The organism is Bosea sp. BIWAKO-01 (assembly GCF_001748145.1).
Lineage (GTDB): Bacteria > Pseudomonadota > Alphaproteobacteria > Rhizobiales > Beijerinckiaceae > Allobosea.
This window is the reverse complement of sequence record NZ_BCQA01000001.1, coordinates 6,721,530-6,739,621: the sequence shown is the minus strand read 5'-3', so window position 1 is coordinate 6,739,621 and position 18,092 is coordinate 6,721,530. Positions and strand designations below refer to the sequence as shown.

Sequence of the window (18,092 nt, the reverse complement as noted above, 5' to 3'; positions counted from 1 at the left end):
GGCATATGCTCCGCAACGCGTTCGACTGGGCTACCTTACCGCCTTGTCCAGATTATGTGCCAGGGCAAGGCCCCGGGCGCTTTCCAGGCCCTTCACCCCGGTCAGGATCGCACCGTCGAAATCGACGCCGGTCAGATCAGCTTCGCTCAGATCCGCGGCGGTGAGGTCGGCCTTGGACAGATCGACATTGACCAGCACGGCCCCGGTCAGGTCGGCATGCCGCAATTTGGCAAAGCGCAGGACGATGCCTGTCAGGTCGGTATGGCGCAGGATTGCGCCTGTCAGGTCGCAGCCGAAGAGCTCGGTGCGTAGCGTCGTCATCAGCGTTCCCCGCATATCCGCATAGTTGAAGACGGCTGCGGTCAGGTCGGCTCCGCGCATATCGGCGCCGCTCAGGTGGGCGACGATGACGGCGCGTGCAAGATTGGCGTTCCGGAAGCGAGGCGCTTCGCTTGCATCATAGGACAGGCTCGAAACGGCGCTCGGCAGCAGCAGGGTGGCGTCGGAGAGGTCGGCGCCGCTGAAATCCGTGCCGATGATCACCGCCCGGTCGAGCCGGGCGCCGTGCAGATCGGTTCCCGAAAGATCGGCGCGAACCAGGTCGGCGCCAAAGAGATCGCTGCCGGCGAGCCGCGCCCGCCGGAAATCGAGCCCGCTCAGATCGAGGCTGCGCAAATCCTGCCCGCCGAGATCAGCACGCGCGCCGGGCGCGAGCTGGAACAACCTCTGCGTAACCTCGCGAACGGTGAGCTTGGCTTCAGCGACCGCCGGCATGGGCGTGCAGAACAGGCAGAGCGCGACGAGCGCGGCTGTCCTGCGGGCGCGTCTGGCTGGGTTGTCGGGCTGTGTGATCAGCTTTCCTTTCCGCTCTTGACCGGCCAGCTGCCGTGCAGCACGCGGCCGTCCGTATCCTTCGCGACCGCGGTGAGCACATCATCCGGACCTGTCGACCGGAAGGTGAAGCGGATGTTGGGGTCCGCGCTCAGCGAGATGCCGCCCTCCATGCGGAAGACGAGCGCATCGCCGCGCTTCACTTCGACATCGGTGACGAATTTCGCCGGGATGTAGTAGCCCGTCAGCTGGTTCATCTGCATCCCGGAATAATTCGGGTGCCGGATCATCAGTTGCGCCTCGCGCGAGGTCGAGGCCGGGAGGCTTCCCTCGAATTGCCGCAGCTGCATCTTGCCGAGTTCGGCCTCTGCCAGCTCGGCATCCTTCAGGGCCGGCGCCGAGCAGCCGCCGGAGGCCTTCACATATCGGGTCGTCATGTGCAGCACCCCAGTGCTGGTTTCGACCACGGCGCGGACATTCGAATAGGCGTCGATCCGCACGCGCGTCGACAGCACGATTTCGCCCGATCCCTCGCCGAAGAAGAAGGTGGCGGCAACCGGCGCCGGGTTCTTGTCGATCAGCAAGGTCAGGGTGAGCGGGGCCGACAGCCTGTCGCGGTCGAGTGTCACGGTCAGCGGAACCAGGGCCGCATCTTCGGCACGGACGGGTGCGTCCAGTGTCACCAGCCCGTCCTCCTCGATGATCGGCCGGCTCCTGAACACGTCCTGATGGAGGCCGGGCCAGGGATCGTCCTCGGCCCGCGCCAGCGTAACCGGCAGGCCCGTGATCACGGCGCCCACAAGATAAAGGACGCTACGGCGTGCGATGAGCTCAGTCATGGCATCCTCCTGATCGGGCTGCTGGCGCTGCGATCACTCCCATTCAAGCTCGGCAAATGCGGCAGTCACATTGCGGGCGTTGAACTCGTCGAACAGGAGCCAACTCTCCTTCTCGGAGAGTCCAACGGTCGCGGCAGCCTCAGTGATCGATCGTCCCTGTTTTATCATGCGGCGCACATCCGCGGAAACTCTTTCCAGATACCGCTTCTGGGGTTGCGCCGCCTCGGGCCAGGCCGCTGTCGGTGGCCCGTGGCCGGGCACGACACGCCCTGCTGCGACCTGTTCGAGGCGGCCGATCAGCGCCAGCCAACCGCGGATCGATCCGTCGAGGACCGGGACATGCCGCATGAACAGCAGGTCGCCGAGAAAGAGCGTGTCCGAGGCGGTATCCCGAACGGTCAGGTCGTTGTCGGTGTGCGCCGTCGGCTGGGCTTCGAGGATAAGCTCGCGTTCGCCGAGATCGATGATCGACCGGTCCGCGACGGCACGCGTCGGCGCGATCAGGCGGGTGCCGGCAAAGGCGTCCGGACCGAGCCATTCCGCGTTGAGTGTCAGGAAACGCTCGGCCCGCGCGGCCAAGGCGCGCGCCAGCTTGTGGTGGCCGATGAACTCCGGCCGGTCATCGGCAAAGGCGGCGTTCCCGAACAGATGGTCGGGATGCATATGCGTGTTGATCACGTAACGAATGGGCTTGTTCGTCACCGTCCGGATGGCGGCGCGCAGCGCCTGGCCGATGGCCAGGCTGCCGCCGGTGTCGATCACGGCGACCGCATCACGACCGATCACGAAGGACAGGTTGGCGATGTCGCCTCGATTTGACGGCGCGAAGACGGCGTAGGCGCCCTGATGCACGAAGACGCCAGGCGCAATCTCCGTGGTGCTCAGGGGAGACACGGGCGGGCTCGTCTGGGCACTGGCTCGCGGAACGAGCATGCTGGCAGATGCCAACATCAGAAGCGCCATAAGCACCATCGTCCCGAGCCGCTTCCGGATGGGTCGGGCTCGCCTGGCGCAGATCTGCTCGTCCGGCACGTGCCGCAATGAACCGGCATCCGGGCGCGGTGGCTGAGGGGCGGCGGCCATCCCTCCTTGTAGCATGGGAAATGGGCCTGTGCCATTTCGCGCGCGGAAATGGCTTGGTTTGAAGGTTTCAGGCTGAGCGATAGAATTGTGCGACGCAGCATCGTCCGCGATTTCGTTCGCCTTTGCAGTAATCGTTGCAGATATTCCGCGTCGGGGGCGGATGTGGAAAGAATTCGGTGGGATATGGGGTGCCGAGTATTCGTGACATCTTGTCGCGCATCGAAAAAGGGCTTACACCTGCGCTGGTTGAAATCGGCATCTGCGACTGGCGCCTGGTTGGCGTTGATGCAGTCGTAGCCTGAACCTACGCCCCAGCGCTGGGACGCTTCCGAGGTTCGGCCGTTATTCGCTGTGGAGCGCTATCGAAGCAGACAAAAAACGCCCGGAGGGACGCCATGCGAAAGCTTATCCAATCGGCAGTTTTGTTGACGACCGTGGCCTTTCCAGTCTTCGCGCTGGCGAATCCCGATGTGATCAAGCAGACATCGGACCCCAATCAATGGGCGATCCAGACGGGTGACTACGCGAATACCCGTTATTCCAAGCTGGACCAGATCAATCGTGACAACGTCAAGAATCTGAAGGTGGCGTGGACCTTCTCGACCGGCGTGCTGCGCGGTCATGAAGGCGCGCCGCTGGTGATTGGCAACACGATGTATGTCCACACGCCGTTTCCGAACATCGTCTATGCGCTCGACCTGAACCAGGACGGCAAGATCATCTGGAAATACGAGCCCAAGCAGGACCCGTCGGTCATTCCGGTGATGTGCTGCGATACCGTGTACCGCGGCGTCGCCTATGCGGATGGCATGATCTTCCTGCATCAGGCCGACACCACGGTCGTGGCGCTCGACGCCAAGACCGGCAAGGAAGTCTGGAAGGTCGTCAACGGCGATCCCAAGAAGGGCGAGACCAATACGGCCACTGTCCTGCCGGTGAAGGACAAGGTCATCGTCGGCATTTCCGGAGCGGAATTCGGCGTGCGGGGGCATGTCACCGCCTACGACATGAAGACAGGCAAGCAGCTCTGGCGGGCCTATTCGCTCGGTCCCGACAGCGAGATGCTGATCGACCCGGAGAAAACCACGTCGCTCGGCAAGCCGGTCGGCAAGGATTCCTCCCTGAAGACCTGGACGGGCGATCAGTGGAAGATCGGCGGCGGCTCGGCCTGGGGCTGGTATTCCTATGATCCGGAAACCAACCTGTTCTTCTACGGCACTGCCAATCCCTCGACCTGGAACCCGGTGCAGCGGGCTGGCGCCGACGGCAAGCCGATCGACCAGAAATGGACCATGTCGATCTTTGCCCGCGATGCCGATACCGGTGTCGCGAAATGGGCCTACCAGATGACGCCATTCGACGAGTGGGACTATGACGGCGTCAACGAGATGATCCTGGCCGATATCCCGGTCGGCGGCCAGCCCCGCAAGGCGCTGGTTCATTTCGACCGTAACGGGCTTGGCTACACGCTCGATCGTGTCACCGGTGAATTGCTCGTCGCCCAGAAATTCGACCCGAAGGTCAACTGGACGACCGGGGTCGTGATGGACAAGAACAGCCCGCAATATGGTCGTCCGCAGGTCGTGCCGGCCATGTCGACATTCCAGACCGGCCAGGACAAGAACACCAAGGGCGTCTGCCCGGCGGCGCTGGGCTCCAAGGATCAGCAGCCGGCCGCCTATTCGCCGCGCACCGGTCTGTTCTACGTGCCGACGAACCATGTCTGCATGGATTACGAGCCGTTCCGTGTGTCCTACACGGCCGGCCAGCCTTATGTCGGCGCGACCCTCTCGATGTATCCGGCGCCCGGCAGCCATGGCGGCATGGGCAATTTCGTCGCCTGGGACGCAGGCCAAGGCAAGATCGTCTGGTCGGTTCCTGAACAGTTTTCGGTCTGGTCAGGTGCGCTTGCGACCGGAGGCGGCGTGGTCTTCTACGGCACGCTCGAAGGTTATCTGAAGGCGGTCGATGAAAAGGACGGCAAGGAACTGTTCAAGTTCAAGACGCCGTCGGGCATCATCGGCAACGTCATGACCTATAACCACAACGGCAAGCAACACGTTGCCGTGCTGTCGGGCATCGGCGGCTGGGCCGGCATCGGTCTCGCTGCGGGCCTGACCAACCCGACCGACGGTCTCGGCGCGGTCGGCGGCTATGCCGCGCTGCGCGACTACACCGCGCTCGGTGGCGTTCTGACGGTCTTCACGCTGCCATGATCGGCGCGTGACGGATGGCCGGCGCGGCTGAACAGGTTGCGCCGGCCTTTTTGATGCCCGCCCGACTGTCACGGCCGACAATCGACGATGCAGCGGCTACCGGAGAGGCTGAAAGTGAAACATTTCGGCATCGACTTCGCATTTGCAGGGCTCGCTCTCTTGGCGGTGCTGCTGTCGACGACCGGCGGGTCGTCGCAGGACAAGCCGGCAAAGACCGAACAGGACGGAAAATGGACGCTGGAAGACGGCACGCCGACCTACAACATCACGGCTGACGGCAAGGTCGACTGGTATACCTATTCCGGCTTCAGGCGTTACCATTCCGAATGCCATGTTTGCCATGGTCCCGAAGGGGAAGGCTCGAGCTACGCGCCGGCCCTGGTCGGATCCCTGAAGACCATGAAATATACCGACTTCACGGAAGTGGTCGCCGGTGGGCGTACGATCACGCGCCCCGACAAGACCAGCGTCATGCCGGCGCTCGGCGATAACGCCAATGTCATGTGTTATCTCGACGACATCTACGTCTATCTCAAGGCGCGCGCCGATGGCGCGCTGCCGCGTGGTACGCGTCCGGAACGCGCCGTCGAAAAGCCGGAGGCGGCGATCCAGAATGAAAAGACCTGCATGGGCTCCTAGAGCGAGGTCCGGGCGGTTGCGCGGCGGCGTCTTGTCCGGCCTTGCGACGACCCGACCACTGGCGCGGGCGTGGCCATCCGCGCATGGTCTCTGCTGGCTGGTCTGTTGCGCGATCCTGCTCTTCGTCGTCGGAAGCGCCGCCAAGGCGGCCGAAACTGGCCGCGCGGATCTCGTCAATCACGATGTCCTCCGCGTCTGCAGCGACCCGGCCAATCTGCCTTTCTCGAACGAAGCCGGGCAGGGCTTTGAGAACAAGATCGCGGAACTCGTCGCCGCTGACTTGAAGCTCCCGCTCGAATATACTTGGTTTCCGCAGGCGACAGGATTTGTGCGCCAGACGCTGTTCGCCAAGCGCTGCGACCTGATCATCGGTTACGCGCAGGGCGACGATCTCGTCCTCAACAGCAACCATTACTACCGCTCGAGCTATGCCCTGGTTCATCGGCCGGGGCAGGGACTCGACGGCGTCGCGACGCTCGCCGACGAACGGTTGAAGGACAAGCGCATCGGCATCGTCGCCGGCACGCCGCCCGGGAACATCATGGCGATGCTTGGGCTGATGCAGAGGGCAAGGCCCTATCCGCTGACGGTCGACCGGCGCTTCGACGCTCCCGCGGAGCGGATGATCGCCGATATCCGGTCCGGGGAGATCGATGCCGGGATTCTGTGGGGGCCGATCGGCGGCTATTTCGCCAGCCGCGGCGGCGAAAAACTGGCCGTGACGCCGCTGCTAAGGGAAACGATGGGGCCGCGCATGGCCTATCGGATCACCTTCGGCGTGCGTCATCAGGAGGATGACTGGAAGCGCAAGTTGAACGAGATCATCGCCAGGAGGCAGGGCGATATCGATGCGATCCTGCTGGATTTCGGCGTGCCGCTGCTGGACGAGGACACGGTGCCGATCACAGCGCCGCGGCGCTGACCATGTGGCGCGGCGGTGCCCTGTTGGCACTCTGGCTAACGGCGGGGTCCGCGGCCGGCGGCCTGGCGCTGGCCGGCGCCGACGAACCCGCAGGCTATCGTACCGAGAATTATCGCGCGCCGGTTCCCGCGACGCTCCAGGGTGCCCGCGTCATCGACACACTAGCCGCCGAGCTGCTGTGGCGCGGGAAATCAGCCGTCTTCATCGATGTCCTGCCACGCCCCGTGAAACCCGACAACCTGCCGGCGAACATGGTCTGGCGCGAGGCGCCGCATCGCAGCATTCCCGGCGCGGTCTGGCTGGCCAATACCGGCTATGGCGTCATCCCCGAACCGTTGCTGCAGGCCTTCCAGGCGCAACTCGCGACGCTCAGCGGCGGCGACAAGGCGAAAACGCTGGTCTTCTTCTGCCTGAAGGATTGCTGGATGTCCTGGAACGCAGCCAAGCGCGCCGTCTCTTGGGGCTACAGCAACGTCATCTGGTTTCCCGACGGCACGGATGGCTGGGGCGAGGCGTTGCTTCCGCTCGTCGAGATTCCGCCAGGTCTATGAGAGCCGCGCCGGACCGAAGCGCCCAGCACCGAAGGGCCGTGGCCGCGGCGTAGCGGCGTCAATCCTTCATCAGCGCCCGGATTTCGCGGGCGAGATCGAAGGCGCGCTGCTCGATCTGCACCGGTATCTCGCAGGCGAGGGGCAGAGAATCCTGCCTCTCGGCGAAGAACCGCGTATCCCACTTGTACCTGTCCTCCGCCACGGTGAGCTCCGCCTTGGCCTTCTCGTCCAGCGCCGCCTTGGCGCGCAGCGCACCCAGCGCCGCTCCCTGCTCCTGGATCCGCTCGGCGAGCTGCCTTTGCCGATGCTGAAATCGACCGATTCCTGCGAGCACGACGGCGCGGTCGTCATTGATGGTCTTCAGCACGCCGGCAAACAGCAATTTCAGCTTCTCGTCCCGGCTTAAGTCCGGCTGGGCCTTGGCCCATTGCGCCAGGCTCTCGCTTGCTTGCTCCATCGGGTTGGCGCGGCTGACAAGTGCCTTGATCAGGCGCTCCATTTCCGCGTCGTCCTGCCAGCCGGTGAGCGCCTCGACATCGGGGCCATCCCACATTTGCGCCGCGGTGAGCGTCGCGACCCTGCGCTGTACGCAGGGCCATTCCGGTTCGTCCGGGCGCGCCGGCAAGGCTGCGAACATGCCCGCGAACAGGGCCGCGCCGCGGGCGATCCGGAGACACGTGCGGATCAGGCGTTGGCTCGGGACAAGACCTCTCGGGAACGTCATGCCGTGCCTCCGGGAGCGCCACGCCGACCCAGCAAACCCTTCGATGGATTATAGGCGTAAATGGCGGCAGCGAGAAAGACAGCGGTATAACCCAGCACCGCCGCAAGCGAGCCAGGATCAATCTGCGCATAGAGGGCGAAGCGGATCAGTTCGACCGCATGGGTGAAGGGATTGAAGCGGCAGATCTCATAGAGCAGCGGGCTCGATTCCCGGATGCGCCACAGCGGATAGAGTGCGGACGAGGCAAAGAACATCGGGAAGATCACGAAGTTCATGACCCCGGCGAAGTTCTCCAGCTGCTTGATGATCGACGACATGAACAAGGCGAGCGCGCCGAGCATCAGGCTCGCCAGGAACAGGGCCGGCAGCACTGTCAGATAGCCGAGCAGGGGCGGCTCGATCTCCCAGAAATAGGCGATCAGCAGAAAGACATAGACCTGCAGCAGCGCCACCGTGCCGCCGCCGATCAGCTTCGATGTCAGCAGGAACCAGCGCGGAAACGGGCTGACGAGCAAGGTTCGCATCGTGCCGGTTTCGCGGTCATAGACCATCGAGAGCGAGGACTGCATGGCGTTGAAGAGCAGGATCATGCCGATCAGGCCCGGCGTCACGAAGACCTCGTAGAGGACATAGGTTTCATAGGGCGGGATGATCGAGACGCCGAGAACCTGGCGAAAGCCGGCGGCGAAGATGAAGAGCCAGACGAGCGGCCGCACCAGCGCGGAGAGGAAGCGTTCGCGCTGATGGATGAAGCGCAGCATCTCGCGCCAGACGATGCCGTTGAAGCAGGCGAGATAACCGGAGAAGCCCGACCGCTCCGGCGCGTCCGCCAGTGTCGGTGGCGCATGATCGAGCGGGATGGTCTTCATGCCGCCACCGTGCCGGCAGGATTGGCCGTCGCTGAGCCCGTCATCGTCGTGAACGCCTCGCGTATCGTTGCGCTGCCCGTCATGGCGAGCAGGCTGTCGTGATCGCCGGCAAACAGCACCCGGCCCTTGTGCAGAATGACGATGCGGTCGCTCGGCGCGACCTCGTCGATCAGATGCGTCGCCCACAGGACACCGAGCCCCTGGCGGGCGACGAGCTCGCGCACCAGGGCAATGATGCCGTCGCGCGCGCCGATATCGAGGCCGACGGTGGCTTCGTCGAGCAGAAGGCAGCGCGGGTCGTGCAGCAGGGCACGTGCGATCTCGACACGGCGCGCCTGTCCGCCCGACAGCGCGCGCACCTTGTCGCGTGCCTTGTCGGCGAGCCCGATGATCTCGAGCAGTTCCATGGCACGCGCCCGCGCCGCGGCGCGAGCGAAGCCATGCAGCGCCGCATGATAGGCGAGGTTCTGCAGCAGGCTCAGATCGGCGTCGAGCGTGCGGCTCTGGAACACCACGCCGATCTGCCGCAACGCTGCCGACGGGGCGCGGCGCACATCATCGCCGAAGACACGGATTTCACCGCTCACATTGTCATAGAGCCGGGTGATCAGCGCAAAAAGCGTCGACTTGCCCGCGCCGTTGAGACCCAGCAGCACCGTGAACGAGCCGGCCGGAACCTCCAGCGACACATCGACGAGCGCGTGCCTGTCGCCGAAGGCATGGCTCACCCCGGCGACCGAGAGCGCCATGCCGGCCCGCCGAGTGTCGAACTCCGCGTTCACCTGACGATGAACCGCGCCGCGTTCGGCAGTGATGGAGCAAGGATGGGGACCCTCATGTCTCTCCTCCGGATGAAGCTGCTGGCCTTCTGCGTGCCGATACGCGGGGTGATCAGAATGGGGCGATGGCGACGCCCCAGGGATAGCGCCCGACCTTGACCGACTTGGTGACGCGCAGCTTCTCGACATCGATGATCGAGACATCGTTCGATGTTCCGTTCGTCGTGAAGAGCAGCTTCTCGTCGGGCGTGAAGGCGAGCTGCCAGACACGCTGCCCGACCAGGAGATAGCGCTCCACTTTCAGGGTGGCGGTATCGATGACGGCGACGCGGTTGGCTGGCCCGAGCGCGACGAAGGCCGTCTTGCCATCCCTGGTGATCCGCACCCCCACGGGCTGGATGGCGTCGGCGTTGACGCCGTTGATCTGGAACGACACCTTGCCGATGGCTTTGCGCGTCTTGACGTCGATGACGCTGACGGTGCCGCCGATCTCGGAGCTGACCCAGACCTGCGATCCATCCGGCGTGAACTGCGCATAGCGCGGACGGGCGTCGACCAGGACATGATCGACCGTCTTGTTGCTCTGCGTGTCGATGAAATGCGCCATGTTCGTCGTTTCGGAGGTGTTGACGAGAATGGTCCCGTCAGGGCTGATGCCCATGCCCTCGGGCTCGACGCCGACGGGGATTTCCGAGAGGACCGAGCCTTTTTCGATATCGACGACGGTGACGATGTTGTCGTCCTCGTTGGCGACATAGAGCGGGTTGCCCTTCGGATGCAGGGTGAAGAGTTCCGGGTCCGGGCCCGATGGCAGATTCTTGACGAATTCCAGGGTCTTGGTGTCGAATACCTGCACGACATTGTCGTCGCTCGCGCAGATCAGCAGCCACTCGCCGTTCCGGGCGAGCACGATCCCGCGCGGACGTTGACCGACCTTGATGGTCTTGGTCACTTCCAGCGTCGTGCTGTCGATGACGCTGACGGTGTTGTCCTTTTCATTGGAGACAAACACCGTGTAGGCATTGGCTGTGGATGCGAGCAGTAAAAGCGCGCCCGCCGAAAGACATGATGAGAGCCGCATGGTGTTCCGTTTCCGATGATGATGTCGAAAAACCAGGACGCGGTTGGCTTCAGGCTCTGACTTTACGCTCCTACAATCTGCATTTCGTTTCCGGTCGGTCGAGCCCGAGCGTATCCAGCGTCGAGAACTGGTGCAGGAAGCCCGGCTGCGGCGAAACCGAGACCGGGATCTTCGGCGTCGCGATCAGGATCGGTTCGCGCAGCTGACCGTTCCAGTCCCTGAATGTCAGTTTCTGGCCCTTGAACCCTGCCACATCGAACTCTGCGGAGCGCAGATAGGCCGCGATCTCGGCAAATGCGGTCGAGCGACGGCGCGCTGCCGCCTCGCCAATGCTGCGGACCGCGAGCCAGGCATCGTAGTCGAGCGGCCGCATCGTCCGGTTCGCCGATCGCCTGAAGCGGTTCTGGAACTGGGTCGCTCCCCATTGTTCGAGCGCGGGATGCCAGCTTGTCGCCGTCAGCCCCTGTGTCCCCACCACCGGTCGCGCCTCCCAGGTCCGAAACGGGAAGTACTCGCCGAACAGCCCGGCCTCGTCGGCCAGGACCACGACGTCATGTGCCGCCGCATTCTGCGTGAAGACCGGGATCTGCAGCTGGATCTGCTCGTGACCGCCGTCAGCGCGCCGCGAGCCGCCTTCGTCGGAGAAAGCCCGCTCCTCGACAATGCGGCCGCCGAAGCGCTTTGCCGCCCGTCGCACGGCCTCGGCGAAGGCCTGGTCTTCCGGCTGCGTTCCGCGAACCAGGAACCAGCGCCGCCACTGTTTCCAGACGAGATATTGAGCCAGCGCATCGGCGAGCATCGCGCGCGACGGGCTCGTATGCAGGACATTGGCGCGGCAATCCTCCTCGCGCAGGTTTTCGTCCGGCGCGCCGGCGTTGAACAGCAGTACATCCTTTCCCTTCAGCGCGTCGGCGAGCCTGAGAACGGTTTGGGGCCGAACGTCGAGAACGAGAAAATGCTGCCCGGTGGCGACGCGGCTTTCGGCTTCGGCAAGCAGTTCATCGGCCTTGGCGCTCTCGATGACGTCGAGCCGAAACTCCTGGCCGAGAAAACGCCCCGTATTGTTGTTGTCGGCGAGGGCGAGCCGCGCGCCGGCGATACCGTCGTCGGGCGGCGGAATGTCGAGCAGCGACAGCGGGAGAGGGCGGTCCTGGATCTCCCGGATGAACAGGACGCCGATCGTCCTGGCCTCCGTCGGCGGCGCCGATTGCGCAAGCGCCTTGATCGGTTCACCGGCGAGCAGCATCACGCCGAAGACCAGAAAGATGGCCGCAAGGCGCAGCATCCCGGCCTTCAGTCGAAGGTCATGGCGATGGGCCTCGCAATCCTCCATGCGCGGCACTCCCCGACGGGCGAAGGCCGGTTACAGCCGTGCGCGTCGCCCATTCCCTGCAAAGCTGCGCCCAGGCGCAATCGACGTCAACCGGGGCACGGCTGGCAGACCGATGCCCTGCCGTTCGGTCGCGGGACACATGTCGGAGGTTGCGGCCAGGCTCCGCTGTGCCGGTGACAGTATTCGATTCGATCCTGTTCGCGGGAAAGCCGAACGAGGGCGAGGCTATGGGGACTTTCTCACGAAACGCGACGCGAATCCGATGGGTCATTCTTGTCGCGGACCGTGAAGGGCAGCAACGCGAGGTCCATGTCGGCAAGCTGATGATCGTGACTTCGAATTTGGGCGGGTGGGATAAGTAAATATGTCACACCCATCGCTGCTTTGCGGTGGCAAGCAAGTTGCTCATTGAGCGGGATCAGTCTTCGGCGGATGCTGAGTGTGGATTTCGCAGCATGAATCGCAAAAAGGGGATTGCGATGACACTCAGCCACGCGAGGGCTTGCGGCTTCACCTTGTCGATGATGCTCGGGCTCGGCAGCGTCGTGGCGCAGGCCGCCGATCTGCCACCCCCGCCTACGCCCGTGCCGCCCGTGATGACTTCGGCATGGACCTACCGGTTCACGCCTTATGGCTGGCTCATTTCGCTCAACGGAAACCAGACCGTGAAGGGGCGAACCGCGAAGGTCGATGCGAGCTTCATCGATATCGTCGATGCTACGCTCGGAGACGGGGGCACGCTGTTTGCCCTGATGGCGGATATCGAGGCCCGCAACGGCCGGTTCTCCCTCCTCGGCAATTTCGCCGGTCTCAATGTCAGCGTCGATCGCGGTGGCATCAGGACGCGGAACGTTACGCCCGATATCGTGGGCGCGGTCGGCGCGTCCGGCGATGCCAAGACCTCGATGGCCATCATCGAAGCGGGGGCCTCTTACGAGTTGGCGCGCTACGGATCGGTCGCCTTCGACGTCCTGGCGGGTGCGCGCTACTGGTATCAGCGCGGCGAGCTTTCCTTCGATGCGGGCGCGACCGTCGATGTCGGCGATCTCAGCTTCGGGCGCAATGTCGCGATCGCCCGCTCCGGCTCGGTGGACTGGGTCGACGGATTTGCGGGTGCGCGCATGCGGATCGGCGTCGCGCCCGGCCAGGAAATCTTCCTGCGCGGCGACCTCGGTGGTGGCGGCAGCAAATTCTCGTGGCAGGGCATTGCAGGCTACAGCTTCGATTTCGCGGAGAAGAACGGCATCACCTATTCCGGCATCCTCGGTTACCGGGCGCTCTACGCCGACTACGCCCAGGGAGACGGACGTCGGCGTTATGCTTTCGATATGTTGATGCATGGCCCGGTCGTCGGGCTCAGCCTGAGGTTCTGAAAACTGGGCCGGGCTTCCGATCCTGCCGGGCATCGAGAGCGTCGCGAAGTCCATCTCCAATGACGTTGACGGAGGTCGCCGCGAGCGTGATCGCGGCGTCGGGGATGATCGCCAGTCGTGGACGCAGCCGAGACGCGACCTGCGCCGCTCGCTGGCGTCACCCGTGAGCGGGGGGAGTTCACAGGCACGACAAGATCATCGGTATCGCTCGCGGTCCTGCCGCCAAAGGAGCGGGCCAGCATCTCAAAGGCTGCAGATTCAGCGGGGTCTCACCAAAGGGCCCTCATCAGAGTTGCCCAGGGGGGCCGGTCCGCCGCCTTCAGGGTCTCCAGAAACAGATCGTCCCTGGGCCACGGCTCCCGGAGATTCGAGCAGTGGCTGCAGCGGCTGCCATCCGGGTGGGCGAGCAGGCGAGCGATATCCAGAAGGCCTCTCTGGTCGGAATGCGGGGCGATCTGGCAGCCGAGAAGCCGAGCCTGGAGCGCGCAATCGATCTGGGCCGGCGCGAAACAGCGATCGGCGACACGAAACATTGGGAGATCGGCTTCCGAATCGCCAATGGCGATTGTTTCAGCATCAGGGCTCAAGACCCAATCTCGCAGTGCCGTCAGGCCGACGCCCTTATCGGTCTCCTTTGCCACGATCGTCGTGTCGTTCATGGTCTTGTGGACCGAAAGCTGGTCCAGCCCCAGTTCGGTCATCAGATGATCGATGGCAAGCGGGGGCAGGGGGGTGGGGGGGCCGGGCCCGATGCCGAACCCACGAAGCGCGTTCACCAGGACGGAGAGCATGGCGCGCGGCATGGCCTGATAGGTGAAGGCCCGGATGGAGTACTGATGTCGGTCGTCGAGGAACACGCCGGGAATGGTGCGCAGGCGCGCGCGCAGTTCTGCCAATTGACGCCTGGCCTCCTCGCCGATGAGGACTTGCCCGCGCTGGGCCACCGCATCCCATAGATAGCTGCCATACTCGGCCACACCTCCGGCGAAGCCGTAAGCCTGACAATAGGCCTTGACCTCTGCGACGGAGCGGGCCGTGTTCAGCGCCACGCAGAATCCGTGGGCCCCCAAAAGCGAGACGGCCTCGATCCCGTCAGCCGTGGTCGACGGGAACCCGAAACGGCGGTGATCCAGGACACCGTCGATATCCAGGGAGACAAGCGGCGAACGCCACTGCACATCCGGCGACGATCGACAAAGAGCGCCGCAGAAAAGCGCCGTCTGCTCCGTCAGAAAGTTCCAGGCGCTCAGGAATTGCTGGTGGAGTTGCTGCTGTCGGTCGGCAGGCTGTGACTTGCAGAAGAGATGTTCCTGGGCCGAGGACATTGTCCAGAGACCCGCGAGCAACTTGTTGATGAACAGCCGCTGCTCCAGTTCATCGTCCCCGGTCATCTCGACATAGCGCCGGATGAGCCTGTGCTCCTCCTCCGGCGAGAGCGCCAAGGTCAGGATCGTCTCCGCTAGATCATAAGCCGGGTCCGTCGTGTTCAACTCGGACTTGCCCATGCCGTGGTGCTCATAGTCTGTCTTGAGCGGCCCGTGCGGCCCCATGATCCACTCGGCACGTCCCATTTTCCCATCGATGAGCGTGGGCAGCGGGCTGCGTTGCCGGGAGAGTTGCCGCTCGAGGCGGCGGCGCATCAGCGTGTGTCCCAGGAACCACGGATAAGCCCTGCCGAGCGTCTTGCGCAGCAGCTGAAGGCCCTCTTCGTGCCGCTTGATGCTCTTGCCCGATTCCGGGAGGCGGTTCAGGGCAAGGCTGCGGGCTCTCGCGGCGACATAGGAAGCCGATATGTCGATGAGTTCCTGCCGCGCGCCATCCTCCTGCTGGGCAAGCGACAGCTGAGGATACCACTCCATGTAAACGATCCCATCGCGTAGTCCGAGGATGGGCGGGACGAACCCGGAGAGCCGGTGACCGGCGAGAAAGGCATGATAGCCGAGCCACCCCCAGCCGACGCTCTTGGCGAGGACGTACCGGGTCTCCTTTCCCCGTCGTCTCTCGAGGCGAACTTCGTAGCCCCCTTGAGCCGCGCGCCGCGATCGCCTGACGATAGATTCTGCAAGCCTGCATTGAAGTCCTCGGCCGCCTTGCTGGCGACCAGGCGCACACTGAGGACATCAGGGGCCTGGAAGTACTCAGCCAGCCGTTGCTCGGCCAATTTCGGGTCGAGCAGGCGATACTTGTGCCATTGCTCGGGCTCGATGGAGATGACGATCTGGTCGGATAGTACCTTCAGGCAGTCTCTTCTTGCCGGATGATACGGGACGAGGGCTTTCAGCTTGTCGAGGGAAAAGCCAGCCCGACGAACGATATCAAGAGCCAGGACGATCGTGCCGGCGGTGTAGGGCGAGTCGTCCACGACGAGGGCCGTAAACCCCTGCCGGGCACAATGGTGCAGCTGTTGACGCTCCCAGCGACCGGGACCCTTGCCCGGGTGGATCGTCAGCGACACCACCTCCTGGTAGCCCTCGGCCTTGAGACAGGCCTGCAGCAGAGGGGCGAAATAGGACCCCGAGGTGCGCAACCCCACGATCAGGATGGCTTGGGAACGATCCGGACAGCGGTCCGCGAAGCGCTGACCGAGTGCCATGATATCGTAATGCGTCGTATCGAGCCTTCGGAACAGGGTGGAGGCGGCAACCTGTTTGGCTTGCAGATCGGCCGGCAGCGGGGGCGATACCAGCAATTCGGTCAAGCAGGCGGCCGATCCGGCGAACGAGGCAGGCGCCAATGGTTGCCCCTTGACAAGGATTGCGAGGAAATCGCCGAGGCTGGCCTGCCAACGCTCCTGCCAATCGCGCAGGCTGGCCTGATTGCGGCCCGAGCGGATATTCGCCGCTCTTTCCACGACGCGCGTGGCGCCATCCATGGCCCACATGGCGCCAGGCCCAAGGCGCGTCATCAGGCGTCCCGGTATCCTCACGGACGGCCCGCGCAAATACTCTTCGACGGCATGCAGCAGTCCGCAGGACAGGAGGAATATGTTGGTCGCGACTTCGTGGGTCTGCCAATCATTCAGATCGAGTCGGAGTTTCTCGATCTCGGACCCGAGATATTGAATCGTGTCCTTCACGTCAGGATAGGCATTGAGGCACCAGGTATAGGTGTCGTAAAACTCTAATTCGGTTGCAAATGAATGTGTTTCTGTTGATTGTTCCCGATAATCAGGCGTCGATCTTCTGACATGTACTGTGTTCATGTCGGGACCCATGTCGGTTGGCAGTGAAAAGGGGGCGTCATGACGTTGCTTCTTTCGCCTCCCAGCCCCAGTCCGGATATCTCGCCGCACGGCGTCAGCAATCCTGTCGTAGCCGCTGGTGAAGCGGCTCTTGTCCTCCAGGCGTACGAGGTTTGATCAGAGGGGGAGGCGGGTATGGACGCTCGGCTCTGTTTCCACGGGCCCACGCTGATGGACCATTCGGGTGCGGTGGAGTTCCCATCGCGAGGCACCTAAGTTGGGATGGGTGATCGGTCCGTTCGGGCTTCGAGGCGCGCGCCCGAGGACACTGCGCAAACACCATCGTGCGGGGTGCGCATCATGACGCCACCGTCTCTACAGCCCATATACCGTGGAGAAAACACGATAGCGGAGTAAATGACTTTGCATCATCATTCGTTCGAATGAAATCACGGGAACTTGATTGAGTGAAACCGGTTAGATACTTATGTTCAGGCCGGCCAATTTTGGCGTGCGAGAGCCTTGGTTTCTCCGACGATTTTCAGTTATTTGCCTTTCCAAGCGGAAATTGTGAGATGAAGTTGATTGATCTGGAGAGGTGATCGCGAAATACACACGAACATTTCGAGAATTGTAAGAGGAGGCATGGGCAAGACTGCGGTGTCGATTGCGCCGAGTGCGACCGAGCCGCGAGAACCGGAGGCGTTCGCGGAGCGCAGGCTCGAGTGCCAAGTGCCAAGCGCTGGTCAGTCGAACGGGGCTCTGCTCCCCACAACTGCTCAATCCTGCCGCGCATCGAGCGCGTCGCGAAGTCCATCTCCAATGAAGTTGAAGGAGGTGACCGCAAGCGTGATCGCGGCGCCGGGGATGATCGCCAGCCAGGGTGCGCTGGTCAGGTAGCTCTGGGCGCTTTCGAGCATATTGCCCCAGCTCGGCGTCGGCGGCTGGATGCCGAAGCCAAGGAACGAGATGTAGCTTTCCGCCAGGATCGCATGCGCGACATTGAGCGTGGCTGCGACCACGATCGGCGCGACCGCATTGGGCAGCAGGACGCGGAACATGGTGCGCTTGCTGCTGGCCCCGAAGGAGATCGAGGCCTGCACGAATTCCCTGGTCTTGAGCGAGCGGATCTGCGCCTCGACGACACGGGCGACCTCCATCCAGGAGGTCATCGCGATCAGCAGCACGATCGAGGGCACGGAGGGCTGGATCAGCGCCGAGACCGCCAGCAGCAGGAAGATCGAGGGAAAACACAGCATCGCATCGACGAAGCGCATCAGGGCGGCGCCCAAAGCCCCTTCGTAGAAGCCCGCGACCAACCCGACCACGACGCCGATCGCCATGGCGATCGCCATGGCGGAGAAGCCGATGGCGAGCGAGATCCGGCCCGCCATCAGGAGCCGAGCGAGGATGTCGCGCCCGAGTGGGTCGGTGCCGAGCACGTGCGGGCCTGAGAAGGGCGCCGCGAAGCGGGAGCGGATGTCGATGAAAGTGTCGGTATAGGGCAGCAGCCACGGCCCGACGATGCAGGCGAGCGTGAGCAGGGTGATGCTCGCAGCCCCGAAGACCGCGAGCCTGTGGCGCCGGAAGCGCCGCATGCCCGGGCTGTTCCAGAAGCCCGGCGCGGGCGCAAGCATCGGTTCGGCCATGCTCATGAAGGGCGCCTCTCGC

At 63.7% G+C, this 18,092-nt stretch carries 16 protein-coding genes; 5 read left to right on the top strand and 11 right to left on the bottom strand.

Annotated features, from left to right (window positions below):
• Positions 1 to 30 precede the first annotated feature (30 nt).
• The 3 genes from BIWAKO_RS31290 to BIWAKO_RS31280 form a co-directional block, all read right to left on the bottom strand.
• Positions 31 to 774 (bottom strand): pentapeptide repeat-containing protein, encoded by a 744-nt coding sequence (locus tag BIWAKO_RS31290; protein ID WP_069881955.1) that lies wholly within the window; start codon positions 772 to 774, stop codon positions 31 to 33.
• 77 nt (positions 775 to 851) lie between these two features.
• Positions 852 to 1,670, bottom strand: coding sequence for a quinoprotein dehydrogenase-associated SoxYZ-like carrier (locus BIWAKO_RS31285; protein WP_069881954.1), 819 nt, complete (start codon positions 1,668 to 1,670; stop codon positions 852 to 854).
• Positions 1,671 to 1,703: 33 nt separating this feature from the next.
• Positions 1,704 to 2,564, bottom strand: coding sequence for a quinoprotein relay system zinc metallohydrolase 2 (locus BIWAKO_RS31280; protein WP_244523604.1), 861 nt, complete (start codon positions 2,562 to 2,564; stop codon positions 1,704 to 1,706).
• Between the two features lie 584 nt (positions 2,565 to 3,148).
• Here BIWAKO_RS31280 and BIWAKO_RS31275 point away from each other — a divergent pair.
• From BIWAKO_RS31275 to BIWAKO_RS31260, 4 genes are all read left to right on the top strand, one after another.
• Positions 3,149 to 4,969, top strand: coding sequence for a methanol/ethanol family PQQ-dependent dehydrogenase (locus BIWAKO_RS31275; protein ID WP_069881952.1), 1,821 nt, complete (start codon positions 3,149 to 3,151; stop codon positions 4,967 to 4,969).
• A 114-nt stretch (positions 4,970 to 5,083) separates the two neighbouring features.
• Positions 5,084 to 5,608 carry a c-type cytochrome, methanol metabolism-related gene (locus BIWAKO_RS31270; protein ID WP_371332131.1) on the top strand — a complete coding sequence of 175 codons (525 nt, stop codon included), beginning with the start codon at positions 5,084 to 5,086 and terminating at the stop codon, positions 5,606 to 5,608.
• Positions 5,609 to 5,720: 112 nt separating this feature from the next.
• Positions 5,721 to 6,530, top strand: a complete 810-nt coding sequence (locus BIWAKO_RS31265) for a substrate-binding domain-containing protein (RefSeq protein ID WP_371332238.1) — start codon at positions 5,721 to 5,723, stop codon at positions 6,528 to 6,530.
• 2 nt (positions 6,531 to 6,532) lie between these two features.
• On the top strand, positions 6,533 to 7,081 hold the full coding sequence (locus tag BIWAKO_RS31260) for a PQQ-dependent catabolism-associated CXXCW motif protein (protein WP_074471643.1): 549 nt from the start codon (positions 6,533 to 6,535) through the stop codon (positions 7,079 to 7,081).
• A gap of 58 nt (positions 7,082 to 7,139) precedes the next feature.
• Here BIWAKO_RS31260 and BIWAKO_RS31255 read toward each other — a convergent pair whose 3' ends face one another.
• From BIWAKO_RS31255 to BIWAKO_RS31235, 5 genes are all read right to left on the bottom strand, one after another.
• Entirely contained in the window at positions 7,140 to 7,805 is a 666-nt protein-coding gene (locus BIWAKO_RS31255) for a hypothetical protein (RefSeq protein WP_141740305.1), read from the bottom strand.
• Positions 7,802 to 8,674 carry an ABC transporter permease gene (locus tag BIWAKO_RS31250; RefSeq protein WP_069881950.1) on the bottom strand — a complete coding sequence of 291 codons (873 nt, stop codon included), beginning with the start codon at positions 8,672 to 8,674 and terminating at the stop codon, positions 7,802 to 7,804. Before BIWAKO_RS31250 ends, BIWAKO_RS31255 begins: the two co-directional genes overlap by 4 nt.
• Complete coding sequence (locus BIWAKO_RS31245; protein ID WP_069882974.1) at positions 8,671 to 9,423, bottom strand: ABC transporter ATP-binding protein; 753 nt, start codon at positions 9,421 to 9,423, stop codon at positions 8,671 to 8,673. The genes BIWAKO_RS31250 and BIWAKO_RS31245 overlap by 4 nt, the downstream gene beginning before the upstream one ends.
• Before the next feature lie 142 nt (positions 9,424 to 9,565).
• On the bottom strand, positions 9,566 to 10,534 hold the full coding sequence (locus BIWAKO_RS31240) for a YVTN family beta-propeller repeat protein (RefSeq protein WP_069881949.1): 969 nt from the start codon (positions 10,532 to 10,534) through the stop codon (positions 9,566 to 9,568).
• A gap of 70 nt (positions 10,535 to 10,604) precedes the next feature.
• Positions 10,605 to 11,867, bottom strand: a complete 1,263-nt coding sequence (locus BIWAKO_RS31235; protein ID WP_244523602.1) for an ABC transporter substrate-binding protein — start codon at positions 11,865 to 11,867, stop codon at positions 10,605 to 10,607.
• A gap of 455 nt (positions 11,868 to 12,322) precedes the next feature.
• On the opposite strand from BIWAKO_RS31235, the gene BIWAKO_RS31225 reads away from it, so the two are divergent.
• Positions 12,323 to 13,240 (top strand): hypothetical protein, encoded by a 918-nt coding sequence (locus BIWAKO_RS31225; RefSeq protein WP_069881947.1) that lies wholly within the window; start codon positions 12,323 to 12,325, stop codon positions 13,238 to 13,240.
• Between the two features lie 269 nt (positions 13,241 to 13,509).
• On the opposite strand, the gene BIWAKO_RS31220 is transcribed toward BIWAKO_RS31225, so the two are convergent.
• From BIWAKO_RS31220 to BIWAKO_RS31210, 3 genes are all read right to left on the bottom strand, one after another.
• A complete protein-coding gene (locus BIWAKO_RS31220; RefSeq protein ID WP_069881946.1) occupies positions 13,510 to 15,099 on the bottom strand; it encodes an HAD hydrolase family protein in 1,590 nt (529 codons plus the stop codon).
• On the bottom strand, positions 14,988 to 16,442 hold the full coding sequence (locus BIWAKO_RS31215; protein WP_141740304.1) for a phosphoribosyltransferase: 1,455 nt from the start codon (positions 16,440 to 16,442) through the stop codon (positions 14,988 to 14,990). The genes BIWAKO_RS31220 and BIWAKO_RS31215 overlap by 112 nt, the downstream gene beginning before the upstream one ends.
• Before the next feature lie 758 nt (positions 16,443 to 17,200).
• A complete protein-coding gene (locus tag BIWAKO_RS31210; protein ID WP_069881944.1) occupies positions 17,201 to 18,076 on the bottom strand; it encodes an ABC transporter permease in 876 nt (291 codons plus the stop codon).
• Positions 18,077 to 18,092 lie beyond the last annotated feature (16 nt).

Coding starts and splice junctions, on each gene's coding strand:
- BIWAKO_RS31235 (WP_244523602.1), bottom strand. CDS start 11,867: ATGGAGGATTGCGAGGCCCATCGCCATGACCTTCGACTGAAGGCCGGG.
- BIWAKO_RS31290 (WP_069881955.1), bottom strand. CDS start 774: ATGCCGGCGGTCGCTGAAGCCAAGCTCACCGTTCGCGAGGTTACGCAG.
- BIWAKO_RS31245 (WP_069882974.1), bottom strand. CDS start 9,423: ATGGCGCTCTCGGTCGCCGGGGTGAGCCATGCCTTCGGCGACAGGCAC.
- BIWAKO_RS31275 (WP_069881952.1), top strand. CDS start 3,149: ATGCGAAAGCTTATCCAATCGGCAGTTTTGTTGACGACCGTGGCCTTT.
- BIWAKO_RS31240 (WP_069881949.1), bottom strand. CDS start 10,534: ATGCGGCTCTCATCATGTCTTTCGGCGGGCGCGCTTTTACTGCTCGCA.
- BIWAKO_RS31210 (WP_069881944.1), bottom strand. CDS start 18,076: ATGAGCATGGCCGAACCGATGCTTGCGCCCGCGCCGGGCTTCTGGAAC.
- BIWAKO_RS31250 (WP_069881950.1), bottom strand. CDS start 8,674: ATGAAGACCATCCCGCTCGATCATGCGCCACCGACACTGGCGGACGCG.
- BIWAKO_RS31260 (WP_074471643.1), top strand. CDS start 6,533: ATGTGGCGCGGCGGTGCCCTGTTGGCACTCTGGCTAACGGCGGGGTCC.
- BIWAKO_RS31225 (WP_069881947.1), top strand. CDS start 12,323: ATGAATCGCAAAAAGGGGATTGCGATGACACTCAGCCACGCGAGGGCT.
- BIWAKO_RS31285 (WP_069881954.1), bottom strand. CDS start 1,670: ATGACTGAGCTCATCGCACGCCGTAGCGTCCTTTATCTTGTGGGCGCC.
- BIWAKO_RS31220 (WP_069881946.1), bottom strand. CDS start 15,099: ATGGAGTGGTATCCTCAGCTGTCGCTTGCCCAGCAGGAGGATGGCGCG.
- BIWAKO_RS31255 (WP_141740305.1), bottom strand. CDS start 7,805: ATGACGTTCCCGAGAGGTCTTGTCCCGAGCCAACGCCTGATCCGCACG.
- BIWAKO_RS31215 (WP_141740304.1), bottom strand. CDS start 16,442: ATGAACACAGTACATGTCAGAAGATCGACGCCTGATTATCGGGAACAA.